Source organism: Leuconostoc citreum (assembly GCF_004354555.1).
Taxonomy (GTDB): domain Bacteria; phylum Bacillota; class Bacilli; order Lactobacillales; family Lactobacillaceae; genus Leuconostoc; species Leuconostoc citreum.
Window position 1 is genome coordinate 21388 of the sequence record NZ_PUFH01000006.1, and the last position, 14228, is coordinate 35615.

At 38.4% G+C, this 14228-nt stretch carries 10 protein-coding genes; all 10 read left to right on the plus strand.

All coding sequences use genetic code 11. The features are described 5' to 3' along the window. Positions 1-25 precede the first annotated feature (25 nt). The 10 genes from C5L21_RS08055 to uvrB all read left to right on the plus strand — a co-directional run bounded on the left by C5L21_RS08055 (position 26) and on the right by uvrB (position 14200). Positions 26-523, plus strand: a complete 498-nt coding sequence (locus C5L21_RS08055) for an NUDIX domain-containing protein (RefSeq protein WP_004905159.1) — start codon at positions 26-28, stop codon at positions 521-523. A gap of 38 nt (positions 524-561) precedes the next feature. Further along, positions 562-2544 carry an ABC transporter ATP-binding protein/permease gene (locus C5L21_RS08060; RefSeq protein WP_004900085.1) on the plus strand — a complete coding sequence of 661 codons (1983 nt, stop codon included), beginning with the start codon at positions 562-564 and terminating at the stop codon, positions 2542-2544. Between the two features lie 136 nt (positions 2545-2680). After that, positions 2681-4399: an ABC transporter ATP-binding protein gene (locus C5L21_RS08065; RefSeq protein ID WP_085699722.1), complete on the plus strand. Its 1719-nt coding sequence runs from the start codon at positions 2681-2683 to the stop codon at positions 4397-4399. A 1-nt stretch (position 4400) separates the two neighbouring features. Then, on the plus strand, positions 4401-6182 hold the full coding sequence (locus C5L21_RS08070) for an ABC transporter ATP-binding protein (protein WP_004900081.1): 1782 nt from the start codon (positions 4401-4403) through the stop codon (positions 6180-6182). A gap of 142 nt (positions 6183-6324) precedes the next feature. Further along, entirely contained in the window at positions 6325-7554 is a 1230-nt protein-coding gene (locus C5L21_RS08075) for a glycosyltransferase family 4 protein (protein ID WP_085699719.1), read from the plus strand. Beyond that, entirely contained in the window at positions 7555-8562 is a 1008-nt protein-coding gene (locus C5L21_RS08080) for an LTA glycolipid anchor biosynthesis glycosyltransferase, IagA/BgsA family (RefSeq protein ID WP_004900074.1), read from the plus strand. It begins immediately after the preceding gene. A gap of 17 nt (positions 8563-8579) precedes the next feature. Further along, positions 8580-9638 carry a lysylphosphatidylglycerol synthase transmembrane domain-containing protein gene (locus tag C5L21_RS08085; protein ID WP_004905156.1) on the plus strand — a complete coding sequence of 353 codons (1059 nt, stop codon included), beginning with the start codon at positions 8580-8582 and terminating at the stop codon, positions 9636-9638. Further along, complete coding sequence (locus tag C5L21_RS08090; protein ID WP_012305061.1) at positions 9610-9876, plus strand: DUF1797 family protein; 267 nt, start codon at positions 9610-9612, stop codon at positions 9874-9876. The genes C5L21_RS08085 and C5L21_RS08090 overlap by 29 nt, the downstream gene beginning before the upstream one ends. Positions 9877-9961: 85 nt before the next feature. Continuing rightward, positions 9962-12121 (plus strand): LTA synthase family protein, encoded by a 2160-nt coding sequence (locus tag C5L21_RS08095; RefSeq protein ID WP_004905154.1) that lies wholly within the window; start codon positions 9962-9964, stop codon positions 12119-12121. A gap of 72 nt (positions 12122-12193) precedes the next feature. Further along, the gene (gene uvrB, locus C5L21_RS08100; RefSeq protein ID WP_004900068.1) at positions 12194-14200 is read left to right on the plus strand and encodes an excinuclease ABC subunit UvrB; all 2007 of its coding nucleotides are present in this window, start codon (positions 12194-12196) and stop codon (positions 14198-14200) included. Positions 14201-14228: the final 28 nt, after the last annotated feature.

Consider the following 14228-nt stretch of genomic DNA (forward strand, 5'->3'; position numbering starts at 1 on the left):
CTGAGAAAAAATGGGGGGATATCAGATGACAGAACAAAATTATATTAGTCGTATGCGTGAAAAAATAGGTCATGAGGGCATGATTTTTGTTTCAGCATTTGGCGTATTGTGGAATAAGCAACATGACGCGATATTACTTGAAAAGCGCTGGGATTCCGACGAGGGGTGGGGGTTTCCAGGTGGTTATTTAGAATATGGCGACTCACCGATGCAAGCCGTGGTAAGAGAGTTTAAAGAAGAAACTGGGTTAGATGTTGCCGTTACGAGGATGTTAGGTATGGCAACCCATGTGACAGATAAAAATTCTTGGGGTGATGCGCAAGAAACAATAGGTATCGGCTTTGAAGTTGAACAGGTTGGCGGTACACTGAGAAAGGACGGCGTTGAGACACTAGATTTACAATTTGTCCCAATAAATCCTGTGCCAAAAATGTTTGTCCCACAGGCGCAAAAAACGTTGCATCGCGTGCTGAACGATAATATGGTTAGTGAGCAGCCATGGCTGAGAGAGCATGGCGAGTAGTGTAAAATAACACAGTTAGAAAACGAAAGTAGGTTAACATGGCATTTTTAGAACTTCAGAATATCAAAAAATCCTATTACTTAGGCAAACAGGTTTTCCCTGTGTTAAATGGCATTGATTTATCCTTTGAAAAGGGTGAATTTGTCTCAATACTAGGCGAATCCGGTGGTGGTAAGTCAACCTTAATGAATATTATTGGTGGTTTGGACCGCAACTTTGAAGGCGCTGTTTTAGTTAATGGCGAAAAGTTGGACCATACACAGGAAAAAAAGTTAGATGTTTATCGTCGGGAAACAATTGGTTACATCTTTCAAAGTTTTAACTTAATTAACTATCAAACGAATTTAGAAAACGTCGAAACCAGCTTAAATATGACTGATTTATCTGCTAGTGAGCGTAAAAAGCACGCCGTAGCATTATTGACGAAAGTTGGTTTGGCTGATCATATTAATAAATATCCTTCACAATTATCTGGTGGACAGAAGCAACGTGTTGCCATTGCAAGAGCATTGGCATCCGATCCGGATATCATGATTGCTGATGAGCCCACTGGGGCACTTGATTCAGCTAACACAGCGGAAGTTTTAGAGCTACTTGAACAAATTGCCCAAGAAGGCAAGCTTGTTATTGTTGTGACGCATTCGCAGGCTGTTGCAGAATATGGGACGCGTATTCTACATATGTCTGATGGTAAAATTGATGAAGAAAAACAGCTAAAGGACAAGTTTCTGGCAACTACTGCTACTGAACGCTTTAAGTCACGACCGCTCAAAGCGGCTTCAGTATGGGACATGGCCTTTGATCATTTGAAATATAAAAAATTACAAAATGCTTTGATTATTATTGGGTCAGCTATTGGTGTCTTTTCAGTAATACTATTTTTGGGATTAGGTAATGGTATTAAGGGTTATATTGCTAACCAGGTTAATGACTTAGTCAATCCAAACTATCAGACAGTTGTGCGTAATACAACCACCAATAAACAAGCTAATGCAACAGAACGCATGCAAGAAACGATGCAACTGATGGCCACTGATTACAAAGCAACCACAATGAATGAGGCAACTCTTAAACGGTTGGCATCAGTTAAGGGTGTGGATAATGTTTATGCTGGTGGTCAGTTTAACAATGCCGTATTTACTTATGGCAATGTGAAATCTCAACCAGTCCAGCTGAAATCATGGACACCTCAGTATGCCAAGAAAACAATCAAGGCAGGTCACCAGGCTGGTGATGGTGAAGTTCTCATTGATCGTGAATTTGCTAAGAAAATTCAAAGTAATTATAAAGCACTCATTGGTAAAGATATTGCTTTTACTTATATTGCTTTTGACCAAGATAATCACCCGATTCCCATTGCGACAACAGCAAAAATTGCTGGTATGACTGATGGTGGTCAATCTGGTAAGATGTTTATACAAAATTGGGATACGATTCAAAAAGATCTCAAGAAGAATAACGCTGTAACAGATGCTAACTATGCTTCGGTTGAAATTCGCGACACAAAGAACGTGAAGGCCACAATGAAGCGGATTAACCAAGTACAAACAGATGGTATGCAAACATTTGCTGGTGTATCTATGGATGATATCCTAGGCACAATCAATACGATTACCAGTCTTGCTTCTTATGTTTTGGCAGCTATTGCTGGGATCTCACTATTGGTATCGGCTATTATGATTATTGTGACAACTTATATGTCAGTCTCAGAGCGTACACGAGAAATCGGTGTCTTACGCGCATTAGGCGCGCGTGCAAAAGATATCAGAGGCTTGTTTACAAACGAAGCCTTATTAATTGGCATGATTTCTGCGGTTTTGGGAATTGTTCTAGCCTATGTTGCACAAGTCGTGATGAATCAGGCACTGAATGGTTTAATTCATTTTAGTATTGTGCAAGTATCAATTGGCAATGTTATTTTCGCTGTTGTGATTTCACTTGTGATTGCGTTAGTTGCTAGTTTTGTGCCGTCACGTCGTGCTGCAAAATTGAATACAATAGATGCATTAGCATCAGATTAATTCAAAAAAGCGCACATGAATGCGCTTTTTTTCACTTTTGATTTTTTTGTGTTAGAGTAGATGTTACAGTAAAATCTTTCTTTTCATCAATAGTTAAGGATTTTGATAACATTGATGTATGAATAAGGAGTTTGTAATGCAAATTTTAAGAGAACATGCTAAACCATATCACAAAGATATCTTTTTTTCGTTGCTTGCTGTTGTGATTATGGCTGGTGCCTCACTATGGCAGCCCAGACTGCTACAGCACGTGATGACAGCTATTATCAAAAATGATCAACAAAATGTCTTGTTTTATGGAACGGAGTTGATTATTTTAGCCATCATTGGTTTGATTGCGGGTGTTATCAATACAGTTTTTGCTGCTAAGATTTCACAAGGTATAGCTGCTGATTTGAGAGCCAATCAATATCAAAAAATTCAATCTTTTTCATTCGGAAATATTGAAAAATTTTCTGCGGGTAATTTGGTTGTTCGCATGACAAATGATGTGAACCAAGTACAACAATTAATTATGATGATTTTACAATCATTAACACGTATTCCCATTTTGTTTATTGGGGCCTTTATTTTGGCGCTCATTACACTGCCACGGTTGTGGTGGATTGTTGTTTTGATGGTCATTTTAATTGCACTATCTTCTCAGATTGTTTTTAAACAAATGAGTAAATATTTTTCTCAAATTCAAAAGTTGATTGATAAAACAAACACCATCGCCAAAGAAAGTCTTCAAGGTGTTCGCGTGATTAAGTCATTCAATCAAGAAGATAATGAAATTAAGCACTTTACCGATAACTCGAATGATTTGACCCGTGTTACCACGATGATTGGCTATTTATTTTCTACCATGATTCCAATGTTCATGCTGATTTCTTACGTGGCCATTGGTGCCGCTGTTTATTTTGTTGGGCAAAGTGTTGTTGCACATCCAACTGACTTAGCAGCTATTACATCATTTATTTCATACTTAATGCAGATTTTCTTCGCAATTATGATTGGTGGTTTGATGTCGACATTTGCTTCACGTGGTTTTATTTCACTTGGACGTATAGGCGCTGTATTAGCAACGGTGCCGGATTTAACTTATCGTGCTGATGCACCTGAACAGCCATTATCAGGTGAAGTATCATTTAAGAATGTGTCCTTTACATATCCTAATGATGATAGGCCATCGCTGAAAAATATTTCTTTTGACATACATGCCGGAGAGATGATTGGTATTGTTGGGGCAACAGGTTCTGGGAAAACAACGTTAGCACAATTAATCCCAAGGTTGTATGATCCGACACAGGGAGATGTCCTTGTTGGAGGGGTCAATTTGAAGTCTGTTAATGAAAAATCCCTTCGTTCAGCGGTTTCTTACGTGTTACAGCGGGCAATTTTATTTAGTGGCCGCATCGCTGATAATTTACGCCAAGGCAGTAAAGATGCAGATGAGTTAGCACTAAAAAAAGCAGCTGATATTGCGCAAGCAGCAGAATTTATCAATCGCTATGATGATGGGTTTGATCATTATGTTGAAGAAAGATCTGCAAACTTATCTGGTGGTCAGAAGCAACGCTTATCAATAGCCCGTGGCGTTATTGGTAATCCAAAAATACTGATTCTGGATGACTCAACCTCTGCCTTAGATGCCCGTTCTGAAAAATTGGTGCAAGAGGCACTGAATCAGGAGTTGTCTAATACAACCACGATTGTGATTGCTGAAAAAATTAGTTCAGTTATTCATGCTGATCGTATCTTCGTATTAGACCAAGGCGAATTAGTTGGCATCGGCTCGCATCAAGAGTTGTTAACAACATCACCTATTTATTCTGAAATTTATCAGACACAAAAAGCGAAGGGAGCATCATAGCGTGAAAGACTTAAAACGTTCATTAAAATATTTTGCAACCTACCTCAAACGCTATTGGTTGGGTTTGTCATTTACCATTGTTGTGACAGCTGTTTCGACTTATTTTCAAGTACAAGCGCCAATTTATATGGGTAAAGCTATCACAGCATTATCCACATACTTAGGCCAATATATGAATCCCATAACGCAAAGTCAGGCTAACAAGACAGCTTTTTATCAGGCACTTGAAGCAATGATGATTTTCTTCATACTAACCGCTATAACGATGTTTATTTCGAGCTTTTTGGCATCACGTATTTCGGCTCAGGCTTCAGGCCAAATGCGCATTGGGCTATTTAGTAAACTCCAGCGTATGACCATTAAGTATTTTGACACGCATCGTGACGGTAAAATTCTATCATTGTTTACCTCTGATCTAGATAATATATTTAATGCGATGAATCAAGCTATTTTCGAATTGTTGTCGCAATTTGCGTTGTTTGTGGCTGTCATTTGGATGATGTTTAGTCAGAATGTTGCCTTAGCATGGGTGACGATGGCAACTACACCTGTGGCTATCTTAGTTGCCTGGTTTGTCATTTCTAAAGCGCGTCGTTACATAGATATGCAGCAAGATGCAACTGGTGAAATGAATGGTTATATTAATGAGCAAATCAATGGTGAAGCAATTATTATTACACAAGGACTGCAGCAGTCTTCCATTGCTGGATTCCAACCTTATAATGAAAAAGTACGTCAAGCGACATTCAAAGGACAGATGTACTCAGGCCTATTATTTCCATTGATGCAGGGCCTTTCTTTACTTAATTTGGCCATTGTTATTTTCTTTGGATCATGGCTTGTAGTTAGCGGCAGTATGAGCACTGCTGCAGGTTTGGGATTGATTGTTGTGTTTGTAAACTATTCGCAAGAGTATTACCAACCAATTACACAAATTACTTCTATTTATAATATGCTACAACTCGCAGTTACAGGTGCACGTCGCTTGTCTGAAGTGCATGAGCAGGCTGAAGAAATTAACCCTAAAAATGGTCATCAATTAACGGCCATCCAAAAAGATGTGACACTGGATAAGGTTAAATTTGGTTATCAAAAAGATAAAGAAATTTTGCATGATGTCACGGTTAACGTTAATCGAGGCGAAATGGTTGCGCTCGTGGGTCCAACAGGATCAGGCAAAACAACGGTGATGAACCTATTAAATCGTTTTTATGACGTGACTGGTGGCTCAGTAAAATTTGACGGGGTTGATATTCGCGAATTTGATATTAAGTCGTTGCGAGAACATGTTGGTATTGTCCTGCAGGATTCAGTTTTGTTTAGTGGTACTGTTGCTGATAATATTAAATTTGGGCAACCAGATGCGACAGATGAGGCGATGATGAGTGCGGCTAAACAAGCTAATATCCATGATTTCATTATGACACTGCCTGATCAGTACCATACTTTTGTCAACGATGAAACATCGGTATTTTCAACAGGCCAAAAGCAATTACTTTCCATTGCCCGTACTATTTTAACAAACCCAACGTTTTTGATTTTAGATGAGGCGACCTCAAACGTTGATACGGTTACCGAATCTCGTATACAAGCTGCAATGGATAATGTCATTGCAGGTAGGACGAGTTTCGTTATTGCGCATCGACTCAAAACAATATTAGGAGCCGATAAAATTGTTGTCTTAAAAGATGGCCGTGTGATTGAACAAGGTAACCATGATGAATTAGTTAAACAAAATGGTTTTTACGCTGAACTATATCATAATCAAATGGTTTTTGAGTAAAAAAAGCTGCGTCTTGAGACGTAGCTTTTTTATTAGCGACGTCTTTGGTTTATCTGAAGTCGTGGTAAGTTATGTTATAATGGTAATATTGCAATTCATAGGCTTTTAAAATCTACTATTGACACAAAATATGGAGGAGACAATGAATATTGGTCTTTTCACTGATACCTACTTTCCGCAAGTAAGTGGGGTCGCAACATCAATTAAAACACTCAAAGATGCACTTGAAGCTCAAGGCCATCAAGTTTATATTTTTACTTCGACTGATCCGAAAGTACCTAAAAATAAATTTGAACCACATATTTATCGCTTCTCTAGCGTAGCTTATGTGGGATTTAAGGACAGACGTTTAGCTTTTCGTGGCTTAATACAAGCAGTTGAGATTGCAAAATCGATACAACTTGACATTGTTCATACTCAGACAGAGTTTTCTCTGGGGCTACTTGGTAAAATTGTAGGCCGTCAATTAAAGATTCCAGTTATCCATACTTATCATACGATGTATGAAGATTATACGCATTACGTGGCTAAAGGGCTGTTAATAGGCCCTAAGGGTGTGGGTACGATTATGAAAGCTTATATGATGGGTATGTCAGCGGTGATAGCCCCATCTCAATTAGTACAAGAAACGCTACTACGCTATGGTGTAAAAGCACCTATACGTATTATTCCTACCGGTGTGGCTTTACCAAATCCAAGCGTTGCAAGGCAAAACTTGCGTGACCAGTTTGGCTTTTCATCGCGACAGCCTGTGATTTTATCATTAGGTCGATTAGCGTTTGAAAAAAATGTTGCACTGACTATTTCAGTCTTTTCAGAATTACTGCAAACATGGCCAGACGCGCAACTCGTTATTGCTGGTGACGGTCCAGCACGTAAGTCGTTAGAAGAACAAGTCAGTGAATTGTCACTAGAGAAGCAAGTCACTTTTGTAGGTATGGTCAATCATGATGATATCATGAACTATTATCAAATGAGTAATGTATTTGTTAGTTCTTCAGATACAGAGACGCAAGGGTTGACTTTTATTGAGGCAATGGCGGCCAATCGACCATTTGTGGCAATTCATTCGCCATACCTCGATAATTTAGTCGATAATGATGCCATTGGTACGCTAGTTTCTGATTATGATGAATTATTAGCTGGCATTGAAAAATACCTTACACATCAAGCAGCAGCTAAAGATCAGGCAATTCGTGCTAAAAAAATGCAAGATGTCGATGCCAATACTTTTGCTAAACGTGTCTTGTCTTTGTACCAAGACGTTTTATCGGACTATCATCAAAGTGACGATGTAGATGATGAATACCCCACAGATGACGAAGTTGGCTATATGAAGCGCATACTGCGTAATCCTTTCAGGAGAAATTAAGTGAAAGTACTACTTTATTTTGAAAATCAGAAATTAATCGCTAAATCAGGTATTGGTCGTGCGCTCAAATTACAACAAAGGGCACTCAGTTATACTGACGTTGAGGTGACAACTGATCCTAAATCGCGTGACTATGATGTTTTGCACATTAATACTTACGGTGTGAAGAGTCATTACATGGTCAACCAAGCGCACAAAATGGGTAAAAAGGTTGTCTATCATGGACATTCAACCTATGAAGATTTTCGGAATTCATTCACTGGATCTAATCTGATTGCACCGTTCTTTAAACGTTATCTCGTCTCATTATATAAAAAAGCAGATGCCATTATTACGCCAACACCTTATTCTAAACAACTACTACGCGGTTATCGACTGAGCCAATATATTGCTCCTATTTCTAATGGCATACCGCTAGAGAAGTATGCAGCGAGTGACGAAAAAGTAAAAAAATTTCGTGACTATTTTGATTTATCACCGGAACAAAAAGTGGTTATTAGTGTTGGCTTATTTTTTGAAAGAAAAGGCATTCTTGATTTTGTCACTTTGGCAAAGAAACACCCTGAATATGTTTTTATATGGTTTGGCTACACAGACTTACGTTTAGTGCCCCAAAAAATTAGTCGCTTGATTAAGGGTAATCATCCAAGAAACCTTATTTTTCCAGGTTATATTACAGGGGATGTTATTCAAGGCGCTTATCAAGGTGCTGACCTCTTCTTATATCCATCGTTTGAAGAGACAGAGGGGATAGTTGTCCTTGAAGCTTTGGCTTCTAAGCAAAAAGTGCTAGTCAGGGATATACCCGTTTATCATCATTGGCTGGCTGATGGCATTAATAGCTATAAAGCTAAAGATGTGGCTGCTTTTGAAACATTAATGGTTAAAATATTAAATCATGAACTACCTGATTTAACTGACGCAGGGTACCAATTAGCGGTGGAACGCAACTTGCCTGAAATAGGGCAACAGTTAAAACGTGTTTATCAGACCGTGTTGAACACATAAACCTGTTAGGGGGAAATATGTCAAGAAGAGATAAAATATCAGCAGTTATCGTTATTGTACTCACTGCTGTTGTTGTCTACTTTTTAACAAATGAATTACGTGGCAAGGGCGAACAGTTGAAACTTGCTTTACAGCATTTGGATTGGCGTTGGCTTTTTTTAGGGCTGCTCATGATGATCATATCGTTTTTCTTAGAATCAGCAGCCACCTATGCGATGCTTAATCAAGCAGATCGCAAAAAAACCTCTGTTGTCGCGTTATTGCGAGTACCGCTTTTGAACCAACTTGGGACAGGCGTGACACCGTTTGCAACTGGTGGGCAACCAGCACAACTTTATGGACTGACACGTTCAGGTGTTGAAGCAGGGCGAGCATTATCAGTCATATTGATGAAATTTTTAGTCTATCAAGTTGTGGTGGTCGTATGCTTTGTGATAGGTTATTTTGCCGCAGAGCATTTTATATATGCACAAGTTGACCCAACGTTTGCAACATTTATTCCGTTTGCAATTGCCATTCATGCAGTGGTAATCGTAGGTATTGCACTAGTCATGTTTTGGCCAGCGCTAACGATCAGAATTGTGGATATGGTGTCTCCGCTATTCAAAAGATTCATGTCAGAAGTGCGTTATAGGCGATTGATTAGAACAGTTAAACAAAAAATTGACAACTTTCATCAAGAATCACGTCGTGTGATTAGTAGTTGGGAATCTTTGTTAGGTGGTACATTTTTCACAACCTTACAATTGATTGTCTTCTATATGATACCTTATTTTGTTATTCGCGCTTTTGGTTACAGTGAAACCAATCCATGGCTAATTGTGACAATGAATATTATGATTGTGATGGTGATATCACTTTTCCCGATTCCGGGTGGTGTTGGTGGCGCTGAACTGAGCTTCCAATTGCTTTTTTCACCGTTTGTTAAAAATCCGGCAACATTAATACTTGTTATTTTAATTTGGCGCTTGATTACCTATTATTTTGGCTTATTTGCTGGTATTGTGGCGTATATGATACCAGCGCGCCATGTTACAAGGAGCAACCATGAAGATACAAAAAAATCACCAGATTAGTGATTTAAATCAGATATTGGGTCGTTTGCGCGCTATGATTGACGCAACTGACAATCAATTTCAAAGCCGGCGTTTTGATGTTTTTGGCATTGAAGCGTTACGAGTAGAATACGACCAGCTTACAAAGATTTGGACCGTGTATGAGCACCGCCAAATACGTCATTTTCAGTTTGATGACATTGACCTTGTAGCCATTGAAATTTATGATGTCCTACATGATTTTAAATTAATCTTTTGATTGACAGTGTTATATTGACGACTAAGCTGTATATGCTCGTCTCAGTCAAAGTATTATAGTTTGTAGGTATGTGAAGGAAAAGAATATGTTTAACCGTTTTAAAAAAATCCCAAGTCTGAAAACAATTTGGCAAAAAATTAAACGCACAATGGATACATCTGCACCACTGGTTTGGTTTTTTGTCTTAAATGTTGTGCTTGTTTGGTTTAAGACTTTTGTCAATTATCATATGAATTTTAATTTAGGTGCAGAAGGTGCGACACAGCAATTTCTGTTGTTCCTAAATCCAATACCAACTGCCATTATATTTTTGAGTATCGCACTGTATTTCCGTGGTGTGGTTAGTTATTGGGTGGCAATTGCTTTTAATCTGATTCAGTCGATTTGGCTGTTTGCCAATGTTTTATATTACCGCGAATTTTCTGACTTTCTCTCAATGGGTATTCTAAGTTCAGGTAGTTCAACGGGGAATAATTTGAGTAAATCAATTGCGGCAATTATTCACTGGTCAGATTATATGGTATTTGTTGATATCATCATTCTGATCTTGTTGGTGGTATTCAAGCAACTCACAATTGACCGTAAAGGTGTTCAAAAGAAATTTGCTATTTTAACTACAATACTTGGTTTTGCTTTGATGTTAGTTGATTTTGGAATTGCTTCAGCAGATCGATCAGGCCTGTTGACACGTTCATTTGATAACAATTATATTGTGAAATATTTAGGACTAAATGAATATGCTGTCTTTAATGCCGTACAAACGTATAATCAAACAGAGAGTCGTAAAAGAGCCAAGCCGGCTGATTTAACAAAAATTAAGAAATTTGTTGCCACACAAAAATTACCTGATAACATCCAATATTATGGTACGCAAAAAGGTAAGAATGTGTTTATGATTCATTTAGAATCATTTCAACAATTTTTAATTGATTACAAAGTAGACAATCGTGAAGTTACACCGAACTTGAATAAGTTTTACCATGATCAACATACATTAAGTTTTGATAATTTTTATAATCAAGTGGGCCAAGGTAAGACATCAGATGCTGAAATGATGCAAGAAAATTCGTTATACGGTCTAGCAACTGGATCTGCAATGGTGAAATATGGCACGAATAATACATTTGAGTCACTACCAGGTATTTTAGACCAACGTGGCTATACGACAGCAGCTTTTCATGGTGATGTGGCTAGTTTCTGGAACCGCGATAATACTTATAAATCATTTGGTTATAACTACTTCTTCTCAAAAGCTTACTATCCTAATGCTAGTAAGCCAAACTTCAATGTTGGCTATGGCTTGAAGGATAAAATTTTCTTGCAAGATAGTGCGAAATATATTGAACAATTACCACAACCTTTCTATGCCAAGCTGATAACTGTAACGAACCATTATCCATACGAAATTGATAAAGCAAATATTAGTTTTCCGGCAACCACGACAGGCGACAATACAGTTGATGGCTACGTTCAAACTGCCCATTATTTAGACCAAGCTTTTGGTGAACTTATGACTTATCTTCAAAAAGCTGGTTTATATGATAATTCTGTTTTTGTGCTTTATGGTGATCATTATGGTATTTCGGAAAATCATCAACCGGCGATTGCACAGCTACTTGGTAAAGATAAAGTCACGAATTACGATTTGGCACAGTTCCAGAAAGTACCTTTCATGATTCATGGCAATAATTTAAAGGGTGGGATTAACCACACTTATGGTGGCGAAATTGATATGCTACCAACGTTGCTTGACCTATTAGGGGTACCAGATGATAACATGACGATGTTTGGTCAGGATATGTTGTCACCAAAGTATGAAGGTGTCGTACCAATGCGTAATGGTAATTGGATTACGCCAAAGTATATGAAATATAATAATCAATATTTCAATACCACGAATGGGCAGCAAGTGACACTCGATTCTGATTCAGAGTTGAAAAAGATTGCAACAACAACGCAAGATTATGTCAATAAGGTATTGAGTTACTCAGATGCTGTAATTACTGGCGATTTATTACGTTTTGATACAGGTCGTTCTGATTTCCATCCAGTTAATAAAAAGGATTTTGATTATAAAAAGAGCACTGGCTTAGACCGGCTTAAGGAAGCGCAAAAAACAAATCCGTCTAGTGTACTCGCTAAAAATAATGGCAAATCGACTTTGGATATGTACAAAACTGATGCGCCCGAACTCAATGGGACATCAGCAGCAAATAATGATAATAGTAGTAGCAGTAGTAAATAAAACGAGCAAACAATAGAACGTTTGTTCGTTTTATTGTATAATAATATTAAAAGTCTATGAAAGAAGAAACCTATGCGTGAAAATGTTGCGGCTCAAGATTTCGAGGTTGTGTCTAAGTATCAGCCAACTGGTGATCAGCCTCGGGCAATTAGCCAGTTAGTCAGTGGAATTAATGCAGGTGTTAAAGAACAAATCTTGTTGGGAGCAACAGGCACAGGAAAAACATTTACCATTTCAAATGTCATTAAAACCGTTAAGAAACCGACACTAGTTTTAAGTCACAATAAAACGTTGGCGGGACAATTATATGGTGAATTAAAAGAATTCTTTCCAAACAATGCGGTTGAGTACTTCGTTTCTTATTATGATTACTATCAACCTGAGGCCTACGTCCCCAGTTCTGATACCTTTATTGAAAAAGATTCTGCCGTCAATGATGAAATCGATCAATTACGTAATTCGGCTACAAGTTCGCTTCTATCTCGTCGTGATGTCATTGTTGTGGCTTCTGTGAGTTCAATCTTTGGATTAGGCGATCCACATCAATATCAAGAACACGTCATTAACTTGCGTGTTGGTAATGAATATGGACGTGACCAGTTAATGCGTGATTTGATAGGCGTTCAATTCACACGTAACGATATTGATTTTCATCGTGGTTCTTTTCGTGTACGTGGCGATATTGTAGAAATTTTTCCGGCTTCTGAAGACGAGGTCGCTCTGCGAATTGAATTTTTTGGTGATGAAATCGATCGTATTAGAGAAATCAATGCCCTGACCGGCGAGACAGCTTCAGAACGTGATTTCGTGTCTATTTATCCAGCAAAACATTTTATGACGGATGATAATCAAATGCAACGCGCATTAAATGGTATTCGTCAAGAAATGGCAGCGCAAGTTACCAAGTTTGAACAAGAAGGTAAGTTATTAGAAGCCCAAAGGATTAAGCAGCGAACCGAATATGATTTAGCCATGCTTGAAGAAATGGGCTTTGTTGGTGGTATTGAAAATTATTCTCGCTGGATGGATGGCCGTCAAGCAGGCGAGCCACCTTTTACTTTACTCGATTTCTTCCCTGAAGATTTTTTGATTATTGTTGATGAAAGTCATGTGACGATGCCGCAAGTTAGAGGAATGTTTAACGGTGATCGTGCGCGTAAAGAGACACTGGTCAATTATGGCTTTCGCCTACCATCGGCTCTTGATAACCGACCATTAAAGCTGCCAGAATTTGAAAAGCATGTTAATCAAATTATTTATATGTCGGCAACGCCTGGTGATTATGAATTAGAGCGTGTAACAAAAGATCACATTGCACAACAGATTATACGACCAACAGGTTTATTAGATCCAGAAGTCGAAGTACGTCCAGTTATGGGACAAATTGATGATCTTGTTGGCGAAATTAACAAACGAACTGATAAAAATGAGCGTGTCTTTATTACAACGTTAACAAAACGTATGGCAGAAGACTTGACTGATTACCTTAAAAACGTCGGTATCAAAGTAGCTTACCTACATGCGGATATCAAAACGTTAGAACGTACAGAAATTATTCGTGATTTGCGTTTAGGAAAATATGATGTATTGATTGGGATTAACTTATTGCGAGAGGGGATTGATGTCCCTGAAGTATCATTAGTGGCAATTTTAGATGCAGATAAGGAAGGCTTTTTGCGCAATCCACGCTCGCTCATACAAACAATCGGGCGTGCAGCTCGTAACGCTAATGGCCATGTCATTATGTATGCTGATAGCGTTACAAAATCAATGCAAGAAGCCATGGACGAGACTGCAAGGCGCCGTGAAATACAAATGCAGTATAATACAGTACACGATATTGTACCAACGACAATTAAAAAAGACATTCGAGAACGTATCAGTGTCCGCACGGAAACCGATGGTGGGGCTGAAACAATTGATTTGACACAAGTAGCCTTCAGAGACTTACCGCAAGATGAGCAACAGGCCATTATTAAAAATATGGAAAGTCAAATGAAGTCTGCAGCAAAGGCCTTGAATTTCGAGGAAGCAGCACAACTTCGTGATAGTGTGATGAGCTTGAAGGCCAGCCTTTGATAGCAAATTTTACTACCAGTATCAAAAC